20 protein-coding genes, 1 pseudogene and 1 riboswitch are annotated in these 18,463 nt (G+C 71.1%); of the genes and pseudogenes, 10 read left to right on the top strand and 11 right to left on the bottom strand.

Features of this window, described 5'->3' with window-relative positions; translation table 11 throughout:
* Positions 1–20: 20 nt before the first annotated feature.
* A complete protein-coding gene (gene rsmI, locus MD221_RS13265) occupies positions 21–863 on the bottom strand; it encodes a 16S rRNA (cytidine(1402)-2'-O)-methyltransferase (protein ID WP_242112298.1) in 843 nt (280 codons plus the stop codon).
* 233 nt (positions 864–1,096) lie between these two features.
* Here rsmI and MD221_RS13270 point away from each other — a divergent pair.
* Positions 1,097–2,173 (top strand): annotated as a pseudogene (locus MD221_RS13270) (penicillin-binding protein activator); the annotation flags it as partial.
* Between the two features lie 54 nt (positions 2,174–2,227).
* On the top strand, positions 2,228–2,614 hold the full coding sequence (locus MD221_RS13275) for a YraN family protein (RefSeq protein WP_242112300.1): 387 nt from the start codon (positions 2,228–2,230) through the stop codon (positions 2,612–2,614).
* A 103-nt stretch (positions 2,615–2,717) separates the two neighbouring features.
* Here the strand turns inward: MD221_RS13275 and thiL are convergent, their stop codons facing one another.
* From thiL to glyA, 9 genes are all read right to left on the bottom strand, one after another.
* Positions 2,718–3,677 carry a thiamine-phosphate kinase gene (thiL, locus tag MD221_RS13280; RefSeq protein WP_242112301.1) on the bottom strand — a complete coding sequence of 320 codons (960 nt, stop codon included), beginning with the start codon at positions 3,675–3,677 and terminating at the stop codon, positions 2,718–2,720.
* 25 nt (positions 3,678–3,702) lie between these two features.
* Positions 3,703–4,191 (bottom strand): transcription antitermination factor NusB, encoded by a 489-nt coding sequence (nusB, locus tag MD221_RS13285; RefSeq protein ID WP_242112302.1) that lies wholly within the window; start codon positions 4,189–4,191, stop codon positions 3,703–3,705.
* Positions 4,188–4,655 carry a 6,7-dimethyl-8-ribityllumazine synthase gene (ribH, locus tag MD221_RS13290; RefSeq protein ID WP_242112303.1) on the bottom strand — a complete coding sequence of 156 codons (468 nt, stop codon included), beginning with the start codon at positions 4,653–4,655 and terminating at the stop codon, positions 4,188–4,190. The genes nusB and ribH overlap by 4 nt, the downstream gene beginning before the upstream one ends.
* A 29-nt stretch (positions 4,656–4,684) precedes the next feature.
* Positions 4,685–5,845, bottom strand: coding sequence for a 3,4-dihydroxy-2-butanone-4-phosphate synthase (ribB, locus tag MD221_RS13295; protein WP_242112304.1), 1,161 nt, complete (start codon positions 5,843–5,845; stop codon positions 4,685–4,687).
* A 37-nt stretch (positions 5,846–5,882) separates the two neighbouring features.
* A complete protein-coding gene (locus MD221_RS13300) occupies positions 5,883–6,506 on the bottom strand; it encodes a riboflavin synthase (RefSeq protein ID WP_242112305.1) in 624 nt (207 codons plus the stop codon).
* A gap of 130 nt (positions 6,507–6,636) precedes the next feature.
* Positions 6,637–6,830: riboswitch (FMN riboswitch) on the bottom strand.
* A 46-nt stretch (positions 6,831–6,876) separates the two neighbouring features.
* Entirely contained in the window at positions 6,877–7,626 is a 750-nt protein-coding gene (locus MD221_RS13305) for a class I SAM-dependent methyltransferase (protein WP_242112306.1), read from the bottom strand.
* Entirely contained in the window at positions 7,623–8,747 is a 1,125-nt protein-coding gene (gene ribD, locus MD221_RS13310) for a bifunctional diaminohydroxyphosphoribosylaminopyrimidine deaminase/5-amino-6-(5-phosphoribosylamino)uracil reductase RibD (RefSeq protein WP_242112307.1), read from the bottom strand. The genes MD221_RS13305 and ribD overlap by 4 nt, the downstream gene beginning before the upstream one ends.
* 136 nt (positions 8,748–8,883) lie before the next feature.
* Positions 8,884–9,417, bottom strand: coding sequence for a transcriptional regulator NrdR (gene nrdR, locus MD221_RS13315; protein WP_242112308.1), 534 nt, complete (start codon positions 9,415–9,417; stop codon positions 8,884–8,886).
* Positions 9,418–9,462: 45 nt separating this feature from the next.
* Positions 9,463–10,731: a serine hydroxymethyltransferase gene (gene glyA / locus MD221_RS13320; RefSeq protein ID WP_242112309.1), complete on the bottom strand. Its 1,269-nt coding sequence runs from the start codon at positions 10,729–10,731 to the stop codon at positions 9,463–9,465.
* Positions 10,732–10,969: 238 nt separating this feature from the next.
* Between glyA and MD221_RS13325 the strand changes: the two genes are divergently transcribed.
* The 8 genes from MD221_RS13325 (at position 10,970) to lpxO (ending at position 17,695) form a co-directional block, all read left to right on the top strand.
* Complete coding sequence (locus MD221_RS13325; RefSeq protein WP_242112311.1) at positions 10,970–12,319, top strand: hypothetical protein; 1,350 nt, start codon at positions 10,970–10,972, stop codon at positions 12,317–12,319.
* A 290-nt stretch (positions 12,320–12,609) separates the two neighbouring features.
* Positions 12,610–13,170, top strand: a complete 561-nt coding sequence (locus MD221_RS13330) for an RNA polymerase sigma factor (RefSeq protein ID WP_242112313.1) — start codon at positions 12,610–12,612, stop codon at positions 13,168–13,170.
* 165 nt (positions 13,171–13,335) lie between these two features.
* A complete protein-coding gene (locus MD221_RS17660; RefSeq protein ID WP_242112346.1) occupies positions 13,336–13,485 on the top strand; it encodes a RebB family R body protein in 150 nt (49 codons plus the stop codon).
* Positions 13,486–14,821: 1,336 nt separating this feature from the next.
* Complete coding sequence (locus MD221_RS13340; protein ID WP_242112314.1) at positions 14,822–15,148, top strand: hypothetical protein; 327 nt, start codon at positions 14,822–14,824, stop codon at positions 15,146–15,148.
* A gap of 19 nt (positions 15,149–15,167) precedes the next feature.
* The gene (locus MD221_RS13345) at positions 15,168–15,578 is read left to right on the top strand and encodes a hypothetical protein (protein ID WP_242112315.1); all 411 of its coding nucleotides are present in this window, start codon (positions 15,168–15,170) and stop codon (positions 15,576–15,578) included.
* A 146-nt stretch (positions 15,579–15,724) separates the two neighbouring features.
* A complete protein-coding gene (locus tag MD221_RS13350) occupies positions 15,725–16,057 on the top strand; it encodes a RebB family R body protein (protein WP_242112316.1) in 333 nt (110 codons plus the stop codon).
* 135 nt (positions 16,058–16,192) lie between these two features.
* Positions 16,193–16,435, top strand: a complete 243-nt coding sequence (locus MD221_RS13355) for a hypothetical protein (RefSeq protein ID WP_242112317.1) — start codon at positions 16,193–16,195, stop codon at positions 16,433–16,435.
* 357 nt (positions 16,436–16,792) lie between these two features.
* Positions 16,793–17,695, top strand: coding sequence for a lipid A hydroxylase LpxO (gene lpxO / locus MD221_RS13360; protein ID WP_242112318.1), 903 nt, complete (start codon positions 16,793–16,795; stop codon positions 17,693–17,695).
* A 113-nt stretch (positions 17,696–17,808) separates the two neighbouring features.
* On the opposite strand, the gene MD221_RS13365 is transcribed toward lpxO, so the two are convergent.
* Positions 17,809–18,345 carry an RcnB family protein gene (locus tag MD221_RS13365; RefSeq protein WP_242112319.1) on the bottom strand — a complete coding sequence of 179 codons (537 nt, stop codon included), beginning with the start codon at positions 18,343–18,345 and terminating at the stop codon, positions 17,809–17,811.
* Positions 18,346–18,463 lie beyond the last annotated feature (118 nt).

An 18,463-nucleotide genomic window follows, 5' to 3' on the forward strand; every position in this document is an offset into this window, starting at 1 on the left:
GGCGATCGCGCGAGACGGGCCTACTCTCCTCCGCCGTACAGCGCCTTGCGCGGCGCCCCGCTCAGCTCGGCCGCCAGCTTGGCGGCGGCCGAGGGCGGTAGGTGCGCGCTCAGCTTGGCGTACAGGCGCCGGCCCTCGGCGACCTTGGCGTCGGCGTCCTCGCCCACCCCCTCGAGCAGCAGCACGAATTCGCCCTTGCGCTGGTTCGGGTCGGCGTCCACGCGCGCCTGCAGCTCGGCCAGGGAGCCGTCCAACACCGTCTCGAACAGCTTGGTCAACTCGCGCGCCAGCACCGCGCGCCGCGCCGCGCCGAACGCCACGACGCAATCGGCCAGGGTCTCGGCGATGCGGTGCGCGGACTCGTAGAACAGCAGGGTGCGCGTTTCCCCGGCCAGTGCGGCCAGACGGTCGCGGCGGGCGCCGGCCTTGGCCGGCAGGAAGCCTTCGAACACGAAGCGGTCGCTGGGCAGGCCGGCGACGCTGAGCGCGGCGATCAGGGCGCTGGGGCCGGGCACCGGCGAGACGCGCACGCCGGCCGCGCGCGCGGCACGCACCAGGCGGAAGCCCGGATCGCTGACCAGCGGCGTGCCGGCATCGGAGACCAGGGCCAGCGACTCCCCGGCCTGCAGCCGCGCCACCAGGCGGTCGGCCAGCTCGTCCTCGTTGTGCTCGTGCAGGGCGAGGAGCGCCTGCTCGATGCCGAAGTGCGCCAGCAGCTGGCGGGTATGGCGGGTGTCCTCGGCGCAGATCGCGGCCACCTGGCGCAGCGTCTCCTGGGCGCGCGGGGACAGATCGCCAAGGTTGCCGATCGGGGTGGCGACGACATACAGCACGCCGGGGCGGGAAGCGGTGGTGGCGGACATCGGGCTCCAGTGCAAGCGCCCCAACGTGAACGTTTCCGGCCCCTGGCGGAGACGGAAAGGGCGCAAAGGGTAGAATCCTAGCCGTTTCCGTCCCCGGACCGGCCGTGATGCGCTATTCGCTGCAATCGTTGAAAGGAATTCTCGCCGCCGCGCTGCTGGCCGTGCTGGCTGCGGGCTGCACCACGGTGCAGGTCAGCCAGGCGCCCAAGAAGACGCCGGACACCCCCGCCGAGGCCACGCAGCGCGTCGCCCACTGGCAATTCGACGCCGGCAGCCGGCCGCCGGCCGAGCGCGACGGCTACCGTCCGCCGCAGAAGCTGGCGGTGCTGCTGCCGCTGTCGGGCAGCTTGGCCACGGCCGCCGCGCCGGTGCGCGACGGCCTGCTCGCCGGCTACTACGGCGAGCAGCGCCGGCGCCCGGAACTGAAGTTCTACGACACCGCCGGGACCGCCGGCGGCGCGATCGCGGCCTACCAGAAGGCGGTGGCCGAGGGCGCCGACCAGGTGGTCGGCCCGCTGGGACGCGACGAGGTGGACGCGGTGTTCCGCGACGTGAAATCCGGCGTGCCGGTGCTCGCGCTCAACTACGGCACGGTGGCGCCGCCGGCCAACAACGCCAGCTATTCGCTGGCGCCGGAGGACGACGGCAACAGCGCGGCCGACTACCTCACCGCGCGCAAGGCGCAGCGCGTGCTGGTGCTCAGCTCCGGCGACGACTACGCGCGCCGCAGCGCCGGCACCTTCGCCAAGCGCCTGCAGGAGAACGGCGGCAGCGTGATGCAGACGCTGGCGGTGGTGGGCGACAAGCCCGCCGACATGACGGCCACGCTGCAGGCCGCGCTGCAGCGCGAAGGCGGCGTGGACGCGGTGTTCCTGGCCCTGCGCGGCCCGGCCGCGCGCGCCGTCGCGCCGCAGCTGCTGGCGGCCGGCTATGCCGGCAAGCCGCTGGTCGCCACCTCGCAGCTGGCCTCGGGCACCGGCAAGGCCGAACAGGACCGCGCCCTGGACGGCATCGCCTTCCCCACCGAGCGCTGGGGCGTGGCCTCGGTGTCCGGCCTGCCGGGCGCGGCCGATACCGGCAACCGCCTGGCCACCGCGCGCGGCCCGGCGGCCAAGCTGTTCGCCTTCGGCTACGACGCCTGGCTGCTCACCGCCTATCTCGAGCACCTGGCCACCAGCGCGGACGCCAACGTGCAGGGCGCGACCGGCGCGCTGCGCATCGGCGCCACCGGCAACGTGCTGCGCACGCCGGCGTGGTCGACCTTCAGCAGCGGCTACGTGGTGCCGCTCAACGACGGCCGCGGCGGCTGACACGGCACGCCGTTGAACGCATGCCCTTGAGTGCATGCCCTTGAACGCAGGCCGTTGAACCAGACGCAGGCCCGCGGCGCGGCCGTCGAGGCGGCGGCGCGCGCGCACCTGCTGCGCGCCGGCCTGCGCGAGGTGGCGGCGAACGCGCGCTCGCGCCTGGGCGAACTCGATCTGGTGATGCTCGACGCCGCCCGGCCCGGCGGCGCGGAGCTGGTGTTCGTGGAAGTGCGCTACCGCCGCGACGCGCGCTTCGGCGGCGGCGGCGCGTCGGTGGACGCGTCCAAGCGCCGCAAGCTGGTGCGCGCGGCCGGGCAGTTCCTGGCCGCGCACCCCGAGTTCGCCGCGACGGCCTGCCGCTTCGACGTGATCGATGCCAGCGGCGACCCGGCGGCGCCGACGCTGGTCTGGCTGCGCGACGCCTTTCGCGCGGACGACCTGTAACGGACTCTCTCCTTCGGCGTCCAGGCGTTTCGTGCGAGGCCTTGACGGCTCCGCGTTGCCTGCCCCATGGGACCTGAGGGGCTGCGCGCACGCGGGCGGCCGATCAGAAATGCGCGTATCCGGCGCTCGGCGGCGTCCACGCCTGCCCGCGCGCATCGAACGCGCGCACGCCCCGCGTCGCCACGGTGCGGCCGATCCGGGTCGCGGCCACGCCGCAGGCCCCGGCCGCCGCCTCGATGTCCGCGCGGCGCGAAGGCGGCGCGGTGAAGCACAGTTCGTAGTCGTCGCCGCCGCCGGCCTGCAGCGCGCGCCGCGCGTCGTCGTCGAAGGCGGCGCGCAGCGCCGGCGAGGCCGGCAGCGCATCGACCTCGACCTCGGCGCCGAGGCCGCTCGCCTCGCACACGTGGCCGAGATCGGCGAGCAGGCCGTCGGAGACGTCGATGCAGGCGTGCGCCAGCGCCGCCAATGCCGCCCCCATCGCCACGCGCGGTTGCGGCCGGTCCAGGCGCTGGCGCAATGCCGCGTCCATCGGCGCGCCGGCGCGCCATTGCGCCAGCGCGCCGGCGGCATCGCCCAGCGTGCCGGTCACCCAGATCTCGTCGTCGGCCCGCGCGGCGTCGCGGCGCAGTGCGCGGCCGGATTCGGCCAGGCCCAGCGCCGTCACGCACAGCGACAGCGGCCCGCGCGTGGTGTCGCCGCCCACCAGCGCGACGTCGTGGCGCGCGGCGAGCGCGAGGAAGCCGTCGAGGAAGGCGTCCAGCCATCCCGCCTCGCCCGCCGGCAGCGAGAGCGACAAGGTGCACCAGGCCGGGCGCGCGCCCATCGCGGCCAGGTCGGAAAGATTCACCGCCAGCGCCTTCCAGCCGATGTCGGCGGGCGCGGTGGCGTCGGGGAAATGCACGCCGGCATTGAGCGTGTCGGTGGCCACCGCCAGCTCGTGGCCGGGCGGCACCCGCAGCAGCGCCGCGTCGTCGCCGATGCCCAGCCGCACGTCGGCGCGCTCGGGGCCGGCGGCGCGCAGGCGCGCGGCGATGCGGGCGATGAGATCGAATTCCGCGCTCATGGCGCCCGCGGCGGCGGCGCCGCGCTCAGCTTCCCCGCGCGGCATTCGCCTCGATGGCGCGCCACTGGTTCGCGGCATGGTCGAGCACGCCGTTGACGTAGGTATGCCCGTGCTCGGAGCCGAAGCGCTTCACGGTCTTGACCGCCTCGTCGATGACCACGCGGTACGGCACGTCGATGCGGTGCTGCAGCTCGTAGGCGGCGATGCGCAGCATGGCGCGCTCGATCGGGTCGACTTCCTCGATGCCGCGGTCCAGGAACGGCGCCAGCGCCTGGTCGAGCGCGTTGCGATGCTGGTCCACGCCGCGCACCAGGTCCTCGAAATACTCCAGGTCGGCCACCTCGTGCGCCTGCTCGTGCGCGAACTGCGCGATCACGTTCTTCACGTCGGCGCCGGAAAGCTGCATCGCGTACACCGCCTGCAGCGCGCGGCGGCGCGAGCGCGAGCGGGCGACGTGGTCGACGCCGTCGCGGCTGCGATGGCCGCCGCGGTTGCGGGACTCGCCCCGGCTCAACGCAGCTTCTCCATCAGACTGGCCATCTCGATGGCGACCAGGGCGCATTCCTCGCCCTTGTTGCCGTGGCTGCCGCCGGCGCGGTTCTCGGCATCGACCAGGTCGTCGACGGCCAGCACGCCGTTGGCCACCGGCACGCCGTAGTCCAGGGCGATGCGCATCAGCGCGTCGGCGCAGCGGTCGGCGACGTGCTCGTAATGGCGGGTGTCGCCGCGCACCACGCAGCCCACGGCGACGATGGCGCGGTGCGTGCCGGCGGCCGCCAGGCGCGAGGCCGCGACCGGAATCTCCCAGGCCCCGGGCACGCGCACCACGTCGACGGCGTCCTCGGCGATGCCGTGGTCGGAGAAGGTCTTGCGCGCGCCGGCCACCAGCGCGTCGGTGATGCGCAGGTTCCAGCGGCTGGCGATGATCGCGAAGCGCGCGCCGTCGGGAGCGCGCAGGTCGCCTTCGTAGTGGGTCATGGGAGCGGGCTTGTGCGGGGGCAGGCAGTTTAGCAAGCGGGGGCCGGCGGCACCGGGCCTTCGACGTACTCGACCACCTCCAGGCCGAACCCGGCCAGGCCGACCTGCTTGCGCGGCGTGCCCAGCACGCGCAGCTTGCCCAGCCCCAGGTCGGCGAGGATCTGCCCGCCCGCGCCGTTGCGCCGCCACTCGGCCAGGGCGCAGCCCGGGCGTTCGTCGGCCTCGCCGGCGGGTGCGGCGTCCTCCCCGGGCTGGCGGCCCGGCACGACGTCGCGGATGCGCGCCAGCAGGGCCTCGGCGGTCTGCGGCTCGTGGAGCAGCACCAGCACGCCCTCGCCCGCGCGCGCGATCGCCGCCAGCACCTCGCCCGCCGGCGAGCCGACGTCGGCCCGGCGCCAGTGCAGCGCGTCGGCGAGCGGGTTCTGCATCTGCACGCGCACCAGGGTCGGGGCGTCCGGTCGCGGCGTGCCGCGCACCAGCGCGAAATGCAGCGCGTGGCTGAGGCGATCGCGATAGGTGAGCAGGCGGAACGGCCCATGCGCGGTGTCGATCTCGCGCTCGTCCACGCGCTCGACGGTGTGTTCGGTGTCCAGCCGATGGCGGATCAGCGCCTCGATCGATCCGATCTTCAGGCCGTGCGTTTGCGCGAACGCCTCCAGCTCCGGCCGCCGCGCCATGCTGCCGTCGGCGTTGAGGATCTCCACCAGCACCCCGGCCGGCTCCAGCCCGGCCAGCATCGCCAGGTCGGCGGCGGCCTCGGTATGCCCGGCGCGGGTGAGCACCCCGCCCGGCTGCGCGGCGAGCGGGAAGATGTGCCCGGGCTGCGCCAGGTCGCGCGGCTGCGCGTCCGGACGCACCGCGGTGCGGATGGTGTGGGCGCGGTCGTAGGCGGAGATGCCGGTGGTGACGCCCTCGGCGGCCTCGATGCTGACCGTGAAGTTGGTGTGGTGCGTGGAGGTGTTGGCCTGCACCATCGGCGGCAGCCCGAGCTGGCGGCAGCGCTCGCGGGTGAGCGACAGGCAGACCAGGCCGCGGGCATGGGTGACCATGAAGTTGATGTCCGACGGCCGCACCAGTTCGGCGGCCATGATCAGGTCGCCTTCGTTCTCGCGGTCCTCGTCGTCGACGATGACCACCATGCGCCCGGCGCGCAGTTCTTCGAGCAGTTCCGGGATCGTTGCGAATGCCATGCGGGTGCCTCGTGCGATTTCGGGGTCGGCGCGCCTGTCAGCGCGCCTGGAGGATGCGTTCGACGTAGCGCGCCAGCAGGTCGACTTCCAGGTTCACCGCCTCGCCCACCCGCGTCTGCGCGAAGGCGGTATGCGCGAGGGTGTGCGGGATGAGGGTGACTTCGAAGCTCTCGGCGTCGACGCCGTTCACGGTGAGGCTGACGCCGTCCACGCAGATCGAGCCCTTCTGCGCGACGTACCTGGCCAGCGCCGGCGGCATGGCGAAGCGCCAGCGCTGCGCGCGCGCGTCCGGGGCGCTTTGATCGAACGCGATGTCGAGCACGCGGCCGACGCCGTCGACGTGGCCGCTGACCAGATGGCCGCCGAGGCGGTCGCTGGGGCGCATCGCCCGCTCCAGGTTCAGCGCGCGGCCGATCGGCAGTTGCCCGAGCGTGGTCAGGGCCAGCGTCTCGTTGGAGGCGTCGGCCTCGAAGCCGTCGCGGTCGAAGGCCACCACGGTCAGGCAGACGCCGTTGACCGAGATGCTTTCGCCCAGCGCCACGTCTTCGGCGGGCGGCGCGAACCCCGGCAAGCTGCCGGCCAGGATGCGTAGGCGGGCGTCGCCGCCGCGCGTGTCGCGTGCGGCCAGGGTGCCGACGCCTTCGATGAGTCCGGTGAACATGATGTGCCGCTGCCTCTTCGCGATGAGCCAAAGCATTTCGAAAAGTCCGCACCGGGACGTGCGGGCTCTTGCGGAGGAATCCGCAAACGCTCGGGACGCGAAGGCAGACGCGCGGCCGCCGGCCGCGCGCTACCGTCTTCTTTCATCCGGACTCTGACCGTCGGCCCCGGCATTGGACCGGGTCTGCTGACCTTCCGCGACGGAAAACCCGCCTGCCGCGGAAGCGCTCGCGGGCTCGCGGCATCGCGCGGACACCCGGGTGGGACATCCAGACGCTGGCCGCCTACCGCCGGTGGGGAATTCCACCCCGCCCTGAAGACGTTTCGATGATTGTGTGCAAAACCGCCGGCGAACCGGCAGGCGCATCCTATCACTGTGCCGCTTTGCGGCGGGCGTGGACGAACAGCGGCCAGCGCAAACGCTGTGTTGCGGACGGGTCGCCCCAGGCCGCCGCCAGGGCCGGCGCATGCGCGGCGACCGGATCGGCGCCCCGTGCCTCGCGGTAGCGCTTGGTGGCCGAATAGCTGGAGAAATAGCCGAGCATGCGCGCCAGCGGCCAGTCGACCTCCAGCTCGAACGCCGGCACCGGCACCGGCTCGAACGGCCAGGCGAACCCCGCGTAAGCCGCATCGATCAAGGCCCGCTCCGGCGGCCAATAGGCGAGGATGTCGTGCTGGAAGACTGCGTTGGCCGCCTCCAGCGCCGGCGGCACCAGGATGTCCCGGTAGCCCCAGGCCACCAGCACGCCGCCCGGGCGCAGCACGCGCTCGCATTCGGCGAAGAACGCGGCCCGGTCGAACCAGTGCAGCGCCTGCGCCACGCAGACCGCATCGACGCTGGCCTCGGGCAGGCTGCAGCGCTCGCCCGGCTCGACCGCGAAGCGCACGTTGTCCGGCGCCGAGGCCTGCGCGATCTGCGCCGCGCTCGGATCGGTGGCGTAGACCGCGGCGAAGTACCCGGCCAGGTCGCGGCTGGCCTGGCCGCTGCCGCAACCGGCTTCCCAGACCTGTCCGCGCGCGGGCGCGATCGACGCGATCCAGGCGAACAGCGCCGGCGGATACTCGGGGCGGGCCGCGGCGTAGTCGACGGCGACCTGCGAGAAATGGTCGTGGAAGTTCAAGCGATCGTCTCCGGCAGCAGCAGCACGCGGGTGTCCTCGCCGATGCGGCGCGCCTCGGCGATGCGCAGCCGCAGGCGCTCGGCCATGGTGTCGATCGACAGGCCGTCGAACAGCGGGCGCGCCTGCGCCCCCAGCAGCAGCGGCGCCACGTAGACCAGCACCTCGTCCACCAGGCCGGCGCGCAGGAAGGCGCCGGCCAGCGTGGCGCCGGCCTCGACCTGCACCTCGCCGATCTCGCGCTCGGCCAGCAGCGCGAGCACGGCGGCAAGATCCAGCTGGCCGTCGCGCAGCGGGACCGCGGCGCGCGCGGCGGCGAACTCGCGCGGCGGCTTGATGTCGGGGGCGTGCAGATACAGCGTGGGCGCCTCGCCGTCGCGGACCCGGCCGCGGGCGATGGTGGCCAGGCCCGGATCGAGCACCACGCGCAGGGGCGCGACGAACTCCGGCGCCCCACCCCCGCCCGCCGCCTCGTCGGCCGGATCGAAGCGCACGGTGAGCCGCGGATCGTCGGCGAGCACGGTGCCCGAGCCGGTGATCAGGGCGCCGCTGCGCGCGCGCCAGCGCATCACGTCGCGGCGCGAGGCCTCGCCGCTGATCCATTTCGATTCGCCGCTGGCCAGCGCGGTGCGGCCGTCGAGGCTGCTCGCCAGCTTCACCCGCACCCAGGGGCGGCCGCGCTCGATCCGCGAGAGGAAGGCGCGGTTGAGGGCGCGCGCCTGGGACTCCATCAAGCCGGACTCCACGGCGATGCCGGCCGCGCGCAGCCTGTCGAAGCCCTTGCCGTCCACCTGCGGGAACGGATCGTGCATCGCCGCCACCACCCGCGACACGCCGGCGGCGACCAGCGCATCGGCGCAGGGGCCGGTGCTGCCGGTATGCGCGCAGGGTTCCAGGGTGACGTAGGCGGTGGCGCCGCGCGCCTGCTCGCCGGCCGCCTGCAGCGCGAAGACCTCCGCGTGCGGCCCGCCCTTGCGTTGGTGCCAGCCCTCGCCGACGACGCGCTCGCCGTGGGCGATCACGCAGCCGACCATCGGGTTGGGCTTGGTGGTGTACAGGCCGCGCTCGGCCAGGCGCAGGGCGCGGGCCATCATGGCGTGGTCGATTGCGGTGAAATCGGACATCGTTACTCCTGGCCCCTCTCCCGCCAAGCGGGAGGGGGAAATGCGAGCGTAGCGAGCGAGGGCGAGGGCCCGGCTTTTCAAGCACTCACACACCCTCACCCCAACCCCTCTCCCGCTCCGCGGGAGAAGGGCTGTCTCAGCGCTTCTTGTTCTTGTCGGCGTGCTTGTCGAAGGGAACCACGTCACCGCCCAGCAGCGGCAACTGGCCCTCGCCCGGCAGCTCGCGCTCCAGGCGGTCGAGCTCCTCGCGGAAATCGGCCACGTCCTCGAAGGAACGGTACACCGAGGCGAAGCGCACGAAGGCGACGTGGTCGAGCTTGCGCAGTTCGGCCATCACGAACTCGCCCACGCGCCGCGACGGCAGCTCGCGCTCGGTGGTCATGCGCGACTGGTGCACCACCGCGCGCACCGCCGCCTCGATCTGCTCCTCCGACACCGGCCGCTTGTGCAGGGCGCGGTCGAAGCCGCGGCGCAGCTTGCGCGCGTCGAACGGCTCGCGCCGCCCGTCGCCCTTGATGATCACCGGCATCTTCAGCTCCACCGTCTCCAGCGTGCTGAAGCGCTCGCCGCAGGCCTCGCACTCGCGGCGACGGCGGATGGTGGCGCCGTCGTCGCTGACGCGCGAGTCGATCACGCGGGTGTCCTGATGCTGGCAGAAGGGGCAATGCAAGGTCAGCGTCTCCGCAATGCGCGCAAGCCGGGACTCACGCGCGAATCATCCGTAGACCGGGAACTGCGCGCACTGCCTGGTCACGTTCTCGCGCACGCCGGCGATCACGTTCTCGTCCTTGGGATTGTCCAGCACGTCGCAGATCCAGTTCGCCAGCGCCACGCAGTCCGGCTCCCTGTAGCCGCGCGTGGTCACCGCCGGCGTGCCGATGCGCAGGCCCGAGGTGACGAAGGGCTTCTGCGGATCGTTGGGCACCGCATTCTTGTTGACGGTGATGTGGGCCTTGCCGAGCGCGGCCTCCGCGTCCTTGCCCGTGATGCCCTTGCCGATCATGTCCACCAGCATCAGGTGGTTCTGCGTGCCGCCGGAGACGATCTTGTAGCCGCGCTTGACGATGGTCTCGGCCATCACCTGCGCGTTCTTCACCACCTGCTGCTGGTAGGCCTTGAACTCCGGCTCCAGCGCTTCCTTGAAGGCCACCGCCTTGGCGGCGATCACGTGCATCAGCGGGCCGCCCTGGATGCCGGGGAAGACGATCGACTGCAGCTTCTTCTCGATCTCCTCGGCCGCCTCGCCCATCGCGGCGCGGCTGGCGACGATGATGCCGCCGCGCGGCCCGCGCAGGGTCTTGTGGGTGGTGGAGGTGACCACGTGCGCATGCGGCAGCGGGCTCGGGTAGGCGCCGGCGGCAACCAGGCCGGCCACGTGCGCCATGTCCACGAACAGGTAGGCGCCGATCCTGTCGGCGATGGCGCGGAAGCGCGCCCAGTCCACCACCTGCGAATAGGCGCTGAAACCGGCCACCACCATCTTCGGCTTGTGCTCCAGGGCCAGGCGCTCGACTTCGTCGTAGTCGATCAGGCCGCTGTCGTTCACGCCGTACTGCACGGCGTTGAGGATCTTGCCCGACAGGTTCACCTTGGCGCCGTGGGTGAGGTGTCCGCCGTGCGCGAGCGACATGCCGAGGATGGTGTCGCCCGGATTGAGCAGGGCGAAGTAAACGGCCTGGTTGGCCTGCGAGCCCGAATGCGGCTGCACGTTGGCGTAGTCCGCGCCGAACAGCTGCTTGACGCGATCGATGGCCAGCTGCTCGGCCACGTCGACGAATTCGCAGCCGCCGTAGTAGCGCTTGCCCGGATAGCCCTCGGCGTACTTGTTGGTCAATACGCTGCCCTGCGCTTCCATCACCCGCGGGCTGGCGTAGTTCTCCGACGCGATCAGTTCGACGTGGTCTTCCTGGCGACGGTTCTCGGACGCGATCGCCGCGGCCAGTTCTGGGTCATAACCTTCGATGCGGGCGTCGCGGGGGAACATCGTCTCTCCGGATGGGGGGCGGGATTCGGTCTTCGATTGTAGCTTTTTCGGCCCCCGGGCGCCGTCGGCGCCCTCCCGGGACGCCCCCGCTTTGCGCGACCCGGATTCACGACCGCCGCCCCGGAACGTCCACAGGGCAGTCCGCCATCGGCGCCACGGCGCCGTGCGGGGCGGCGCGCCCGTACGGCGCCGTCCGCCATCGCGTCCGGACATCCCGCCCATCCCCAGGAGACAGCCCATGAGTGCCGTGGTGATCTACGGAAACGCCGTCCAGGAGGCCCGCAACCGCCTTCGCTCCGCCCATGCCTCGACCATGTTCGAAGCGCTCAGCGCCGCGCTTTCGGGCAGCGGCCACGATGCGCAGGCATCGGAGTTCAACAGAGTCGTGCTCGAGACGATCAAGAACCTCCCCGAACCGGTCGGCAACGCCGTCGCCAAGGAACGGCTGGACAAGGCGAAGACCCGCTTCGCGCAGGCGGTGCAGGGCGACACGCTGCACGACCTGTTCGCCATCGGCGACGCGTTGCGCGAACTCGGCGACTACCTCGCCGAAGGCGGCGGCGGCGCGGACTGGAAGGCGTTCGTGCGCAGCGTGCGCGATGCCTACGCCTTCAACCAGTCGGCCAACCGGGCGCGCCAGCCGATCCCCGACTTCGACATGAGCCAGTGGCCGCAGCTCGGCGTCTTCAAGTTCAAGCTGCTGGACCGCAGCGTGGTGAAGTACATGGAGCGCTTCTACGGCCCCTACCTCGGCGCCGACATCTCCGCCACCACCACCGACAGCCTGGTGGCACTGGCCTACCTGCTGAGCCAGATGGTGCCCTCGCCCGCCAGCACGCGGCAGGTCGATGCGCAGATCGCCATCGAGGAAGGCCTGGCGCTGATTCCCGTCGCCTCGATGGTGCTGCAGTACCACCACACCCTGATCGAATGCGAACTCGCGCTCTCGCTCACCGTGCCCGCGCTCTATACCGATCCCCGCCATGACGGCACCCGTCTCGCGGAGGCGGATTTCTACGACTTCACCGTGCTCACCAACGGCGGCGATGCGCTGCGCGACGTCCTCGAAGCGGGAAACCAGACGCTGGCCGGCGAGCTCAAGGGACACCGCCTGGTGGTGCTGCGCGACCTGATCGACATCCGCGACAATCCCTACGCCGATTGCGAGATCGGCCTGCTGCTCCCGCCCTCGGCGAGATCGCTGTTCCAGCTCGGCACGCACTACCGCGCCTTCGCCCAGGCGCGCAAGAAGCAGATCATGAGCCGGGACGGGGTGTTCCAGAAGGCCGATCCCAGCCTGTACGGCATCGCCGAGGAGTTCGAGGCGGACCTCGACCTGCCGACGACCGGCAGCGGCGGCGACATCGACCTGTCCGACCTGGTGCGGATGAATTCGATCGACCTCAAGGCGCTGGGCGCGGCGGCCTTCGACGATCTGGACAAGGCGCTGGCGACCGTGGCGCAGCCCCAGCCGCACGTCGACGTCACCGGCACCGCCACGCCCGCGCGCCAGAACGTCGCCAACGCGGTCGCCCGGATGTCGCCCGAGCAACTGGCCGCCCTGGTGCAGCTGCTCAACAAGCAGTAGTCCGTCCGCGCGCGGCGCATCCGCCGCGAAGGCCTTCCGGATCGCCGCCGCGCGCGGCGATCCGGAATTCATGGCAAACGGCCAGGGAACGCGGCCGCAGGCGCGCGCCCCGCGCGCATTTTCCCCGACGCGAGCGCAAGGCCGATTCCCGATGCGGGGTGATCGAGCGCCGAAAAACGCGCCACGACTGTCACAGATTCCCGCATCGGCCTTCACGTATCCCCAGCCGTGCCGTCGTTTCTCCCGCCACCCGGAGCAAGTGGCTCAGGGGGAAGCTCGAGAGAAATGGAATGTCCGATCACGAGGAAGCGGGACGCCCGAGGGGCGGGGAACCGGTCGATGGAATGTGGGAAAACTGGGCACAGGATCGCGCGCTGCTGCGCGGACGCGCGATCCGGCTGACCAACGGCAACGTCGAGGACGCGGAGGACATCCTGTCTTCCACCGTGGTGAAAACGCTGGACTACCTGCACCACCACCACGATACGGTGATCCGCCAGCCGCGCGCCTTCCTGCTGTTCGCGCTCAACAACGAGTTCATCAGCCGTTGCCGCCGGCATGCCGTGGAAAGCACGCAGCGCGACTTCCGCATCGACGTCGACGAGCACCCGGGCGCCGGAAGCGCGCCCAGCCACGAACGTGCGCTGCAGATCAAGGAAACCCTGGATTCGGTGATAGCCGCGGTGTCGCGACTGTCGCCCGGCTACAGGGCCCTGTTCCGGATGCGCTTCGAGGAGGAGCGCTCCTATGCCGACATCGCGATGCGGCTCGGCGTCCCGCAGGCGCTGGTGCGCAAGCGCATCCAGCTGCTGAGGACGCGGCTGAAGCAGATGGTCGATCTCTCCGAGTGACGGCGGCGCGCGCGGCGTTCACAACCTGCGCGCGTCCGCGTCTTCTCCCCACGCCCACCCGATGCCCAGGACAACGCCATGGCCGACCCTTCCGTCAATTCCCAGATCACCGATGCCGTCACCCAGACCAACGTCAAGGTCGTCGCGGAGGCGCCCGCGCAGGCGATGGCCTCGCTGTACCAGGTCGTCAGCCACGCCACCGGCCTGTCGGTGCAGAACGCCGTGCACAGCCAGCAGGCGATGAACCAGATCACCACCGCCATCGTCTCCAAGGGCTGCCAGCTGATCATGGACATCGCCCAGGGTTCGAAGTGATCGCCGGTCGCGCAGGAGACTGACCATGGGTTGGATCGACAAAGTGTTCGGGCGTCCGGCCGCGCAAGCGCCGGCCCCGAAGCCGCAACGCACCGAACAAGCCGAGGCCGCAGCGCCTTCCGGCGCGGCCGGCGGGGATGCGCAGCCGGCCACGCCGCCGCAAGCGGCGGCGCAAGTCCCCAACGCGCCCGCTGCCGCAGCGCGTCCCGAAGAAGGCACGACCGCCGACGAAGCGGCTTCCGGCATCGCCACGACTGGTGATGCCGACGATGAGGCCGCAAACAACGCGGCAGCGCCTTCTTCGCCTTCTTCGCCTTCTTCGCCTTCTTCGCCTTCTTCGCCCTCTTCGCCCTCTTCGCCCTCTTCGCCCTCTTCGCCCTCTTCGCCCTCTTCGCCCTCTTCGCCCTCTTCGCCCTCTTCGCCCTCTTCGCCCTCTTCGCCCTCTTCGCCCTCTTCGCCCTCTTCGCCCTCTTCGCCCTCTTCGCCCTCTTCGCCCTCTTCGCCCTCTTCGCCCTCTTCGCCCTCTTCGCCCTCTTCGCCCTCTTCGCCCTCTTCGCCCTCTTCGCCCTCTTCGCCCTCTTCGCCCTCTTCGCCCTCTTCGCCCTCTTCGCCCTCTTCGCCCTCTTCGCCCTCTTCGCCCTCTTCGCCCTCTTCGCCCTCTTCGCCCTCTTCGCCCTCTTCGCCCTCTTCGCCCTCTTCGCCCTCTTCGCCCTCTTCGCCCTCTTCGCCCTCTTCGCCCTCTTCGCCCTCTTCGCCCTCTTCGCCCTCTTCGCCCTCTTCGCCCTCTTCGCCCTCTTCGCCCTCTTCGCCCTCTTCGCCCTCTTCGCCCTCTTCGCCCTCTTCGCCCTCTTCGCCCTCTTCGCCCTCTTCGCCCTCTTCGCCCTCTTCGCCCTCTTCGCCCTCTTCGCCCTCTTCGCCCTCTTCGCCCTCTTCGCCCTCTTCGCCCTCTTCGCCCTCTTCGCCCTCTTCGCCCTCTTCGCCCTCTTCGCCCTCTTCGCCCTCTTCGCCCTCTTCGCCCTCTTCGCCCTCTTCGCCCTCTTCGCCCTCTTCGCCCTCTTCGCCCTCTTCGCCCTCTTCGCCCTCTTCGCCCTCTTCGCCCTCTTCGCCCTCTTCGCCCTCTTCGCCCTCTTCGCCCTCTTCGCCCTCTTCGCCCTCTTCGCCCTCTTCGCCCTCTTCGCCCTCTTCGCCCTCTTCGCCCTCTTCGCCCTCTTCGCCCTCTTCGCCCTCTTCGCCCTCTTCGCCCTCTTCGCCCTCTTCGCCCTCTTCGCCCTCTTCGCCCTCTTCGTCCGGCACTCCGACGCCGCCGCCCGACACGTCCGCGCTGAACAAGCAGATCGTGCAGGCGGTGGGCTTCAGCAACGACCAGCTCCACCAGTACCTGCCCGAGCTGGTGCAGGTCCCGCCGCAGGTGATGGCCACGCAGACCGCGGGGCATGCGGTGCAGGACGCCGCCAACTACATGAACGCGATCATGCAGATCGCGCTCGCCGCGCAGACGGTGATCGCCAAGAAGGCCGCCGAAGGGCCGCTGCAGGCCGCCGAGGAAGTCCCGGCGCTGCTGGCGATCCAGGACATGGTCACCGCGGCGGTGACGGCCTACGGCACGGTCAGCAAGACGGCGGGCGACTCGGCGAAGACCATCGACCAGGACACCGCGTCATGACCCCCTTTCCGGAGCACGCATGAACGCACATCCGCGACCCGTTGCCGGAATGCCAGGCAAGCCCGACGTCCCGCTGCTCGCCGCGCGCGCGAAGGCCGACGCCGCGCAACTCGCGCGCCGCGCGCTGCAGCGCTGCCTGCCGGAGGCGCTGTCCACGCTGGCCAGGCTCGCGCAGCAGAAGCGCGAGGCCTCGAGCGCCTACGCGCGCGCGCAGCTGGCCGCGACCGCGCTGATCGAATTGACGCGCAGGACCGCGTCGGAAGCCGATCGCGCGGCGACGGCCGAGCAGGTCGCGCTGGATTCGCTGGTCCAGGCCATCGTGGCCATGTGCGAACAGGAACAGTCGCCCGCGCCGCCGTCCGCGCCCACGCAGGCGGAATTCGTCTCGGCGCTGCATGCGCTGCACGAACGGCTCTCCCCGCGCGCCTAGCGCTCGCGCATGCCGCCGCGCGAGGACGCACGCCGCCGACTCCGATGCGTGCCGCCGGCTCCCGCTTCACAGACGCCGCGGCATCGCGTCAAAAGAACGCCGACCGCCTCCGGCGAAAACGAGGCCTCATCGAAAGGAGTAGAGACATGCCCGATCCCACAACCGTCAATCCGATGGTCACCGACGCCGTCACCCAGTCCAACGTCAAGGTGGTAGGCGAATCGCCGGCGATCGCCATCAGCACGCTGTACCAGGCGCTGGCGCACTCGACCGGCATCCTGTTCGAGAACGCCGTGGCCGCCCAGCAGCAGCAGAACACGCTGTCCCAGGCCGCCGCCAACCAGGGCGTCATGCAGATCTACAGCATGGACACCATGGCCGGCGCGGGCGCCACCGAAAAGGTCGGCCAGACCGGCGTCGCGGACAACCTCACCGGCCTGATGACGGTGCTGCAGGCGTTCACCGGAAGCGGACGCTGATCCGGCGGGAGCTGCCACCGGTTCCCTCCGCAGGAGGGGGCCGGCTCCGCCGACCCGACCTTCCTCCCGACCGGCTCGCGGCAGCGTCGGGGACTTCTGATCGGATGCGGCCGATCGCATGCAATGGAGCCAACCATGACCAACATCAGCGTCTGCGGCTACGAGTTCGACAAGAACGACTTCCACAGGATCCTCAAGCCCAGGGTCCTGGCCTACCTGCGGGAGCAGGAGATCGACTATTCGAAGATCGGCGACAACCCGGACATCACCTGCAAGAAGGGCATCGTCATCCTGACCGGGCAACATGGCGGCGGCAAAGTCGATACCGGGATCAGGTTCCGGCAGATCCTTGCCGATCTGGGCTATCTCACCGACTGAACCCGGGCCTGCGCGGCGCAGCCCGACGTTCCGCGTTCCCGGCGAGGATTCGCGCCCGTCGCGGCCGCCGGCGGCGCCGGCCAACCCCGGACTCGGGCGCGCAATCCCCGAAACTGTGCCCGCGGCACCGCTTCCCGACCCTTGCGAAAGACGCGCCATTGCCCCAGAAACATGGGGTAGGCCTTAAAATGCAGCCGGCGGCATTTCCCCCGTCCGACCTTGTTCGGGGACGCCGGCTTTTCGCAAAGGATCGATGCCCCCCATGGCGCCATATCGCTGTTCCCGGAACGCCCACCTGCCCCGCCGCGCCGACGGCGCCCCGGGCCGCCGGAGCGCCGGGCCCGGGAGCGCCCGCCGATGAAATGGGTGCTGGTCCTCCTGTTCGTCGCCAGCGCGGCCTACGTGCATTTCCGCGGCAAGGTGCGCCATCGCCTGGGCCGGCAGCTGCTCGACCACTCCACCTTCATGGCGCCGGTGAACGTGCTGATGTACGCCTTCTCGCGCGTGCCCACGACGCCCTTCCTCGACCCGGGCAAGCATTTCCCGGAGCTGGAGTCGCTGCGCGGCAACTGGCAGGCGATCCGCGACGAGGCACGGCACCTGCGCGAGATGCAGCACATCAAGGCCGCCGACGGCTACAACGACGTGGGCTTCAATTCGTTCTTCCGCCGCGGCTGGAAGCGCTTCTACCTGAAGTGGTACGACGACGCGCACCCCTCCGCCGCCGAGCTGTGCCCGCGCACCACCGAGCTGCTGCGCGCCATCCCCAGCGTGAAGGCGGCGATGTTCACCGAGCTGCCGCCCGGCTCGGACCTGCGCAAGCACCGCGACCCTTTCGCCGGCTCGCTGCGCCTGCACCTGGGCCTGGAAACGCCCAACGACGACGCCTGCTTCATCGACGTGGATGGCACGCGCTACAGCTGGCGCGACGGCGAGTGGACCATGTTCGACGAGACCTACATCCACTGGGCGCGCAACGATTCCGGCCAGAACCGCACCATCCTGTTCTGCGACATCGAACGCCCGATGAAGTACCGCTGGGCGCAGTGGCTGAACCACTTCGTCGGCAAGAACCTGGTCGCCGCCGGCGCCTCGCCGAACATGGAAGGCGACAAGACCGGCGCGATCAATCGCCTGTTCAAATACTTCTACGCGGTGCGGCTGAAGACCAAGGAGCTGCGCAAGCGCAGCAAGGCCACCTACTACGCGCTGAAATACCTCGGCGTGGCGCTGGTGATCGCGCTGATCATCTGGATCTGATCATCTGGATCTGAGCACCTGGATCTGAGCGCGGCGCGAAAACAGCGGTACCGAAACGAAAGGAGCGCGCCCGGGGGCGCGCTCCTTATCCTTGCTTCCTGGACGATCCCGCCTCAGTTGTGCAGGATCAGGTCGGCGATGATCCCGGTGGCCACGGCCACCAGCAGGAAGTCGCCGGCGTCGCTGCGGCGCCAGCGGTAACCGTACGGCGGCTGGCGCAGCCCGTAGCGCCCGTAGTCGTAGACCACGTAGGTCGGGCCGTAGCCGCGGTCGTAGTAGCGGGTGCCGCGCGCCCAGCGCGGCGGGCCGTAGCCGCGATAGCCGTAGGCATGCCCGTAGGGCGGGCCGTAGTCGCGGCGGATCACCCGCACCGGCGGCGCGTAGTAGCGGCGGTCGTGGTCGCGGTAGCCGTAGTAGCGGCGGTCGCGATCGCGGTAGCCGTCGTAGCGGCGGCGGTCGCGGTCCCAATCGCGGCGGGCGTCGCGGCGGTCGCGATCCCAGTCGCGGCGGCCGTGGTCGCGGCCGCGCTCGTAGTTGCCGTGGCGGTCGCCGTCGTGTCCCCGCCCGCCGTCGCGGGCCAGGGCCGCGCTCGGGGTGGCGGCCATCAGCGCCAGCAGCAGCGGCGCGGTGAATCCAAGCAGTCTTCGCATGATCGTCGTTCTCCCGGTCCGATCCGGTGCTCGAACTATCGGCGAGGACGACTGAATCCCGGCCTTCCGGAGACGGGCCGGCCGCGGGCGGCGGCGGCGCGTTCAGACGGCGTGCAGA

Source organism: Luteimonas aquatica, from assembly GCF_022662575.1.
Classification (GTDB): domain Bacteria; phylum Pseudomonadota; class Gammaproteobacteria; order Xanthomonadales; family Xanthomonadaceae; genus Luteimonas; species Luteimonas aquatica.

Coding starts and splice junctions, on each gene's coding strand:
- MD221_RS13325 (WP_242112311.1), top strand. CDS start 10,970: ATGAGTGCCGTGGTGATCTACGGAAACGCCGTCCAGGAGGCCCGCAAC.
- MD221_RS13350 (WP_242112316.1), top strand. CDS start 15,725: ATGCCCGATCCCACAACCGTCAATCCGATGGTCACCGACGCCGTCACC.
- MD221_RS13300 (WP_242112305.1), bottom strand. CDS start 6,506: ATGTTCACCGGACTCATCGAAGGCGTCGGCACCCTGGCCGCACGCGAC.
- glyA (WP_242112309.1), bottom strand. CDS start 10,731: ATGTTCCCCCGCGACGCCCGCATCGAAGGTTATGACCCAGAACTGGCC.
- MD221_RS17660 (WP_242112346.1), top strand. CDS start 13,336: ATGGCCTCGCTGTACCAGGTCGTCAGCCACGCCACCGGCCTGTCGGTG.
- lpxO (WP_242112318.1), top strand. CDS start 16,793: ATGAAATGGGTGCTGGTCCTCCTGTTCGTCGCCAGCGCGGCCTACGTG.
- MD221_RS13365 (WP_242112319.1), bottom strand. CDS start 18,345: ATGCGAAGACTGCTTGGATTCACCGCGCCGCTGCTGCTGGCGCTGATG.
- MD221_RS13330 (WP_242112313.1), top strand. CDS start 12,610: ATGTCCGATCACGAGGAAGCGGGACGCCCGAGGGGCGGGGAACCGGTC.
- ribH (WP_242112303.1), bottom strand. CDS start 4,655: ATGACCCACTACGAAGGCGACCTGCGCGCTCCCGACGGCGCGCGCTTC.
- rsmI (WP_242112298.1), bottom strand. CDS start 863: ATGTCCGCCACCACCGCTTCCCGCCCCGGCGTGCTGTATGTCGTCGCC.
- thiL (WP_242112301.1), bottom strand. CDS start 3,677: ATGAGCGCGGAATTCGATCTCATCGCCCGCATCGCCGCGCGCCTGCGC.
- ribB (WP_242112304.1), bottom strand. CDS start 5,845: ATGGCATTCGCAACGATCCCGGAACTGCTCGAAGAACTGCGCGCCGGG.
- ribD (WP_242112307.1), bottom strand. CDS start 8,747: ATGTCCGATTTCACCGCAATCGACCACGCCATGATGGCCCGCGCCCTG.
- MD221_RS13345 (WP_242112315.1), top strand. CDS start 15,168: ATGAACGCACATCCGCGACCCGTTGCCGGAATGCCAGGCAAGCCCGAC.
- MD221_RS13355 (WP_242112317.1), top strand. CDS start 16,193: ATGACCAACATCAGCGTCTGCGGCTACGAGTTCGACAAGAACGACTTC.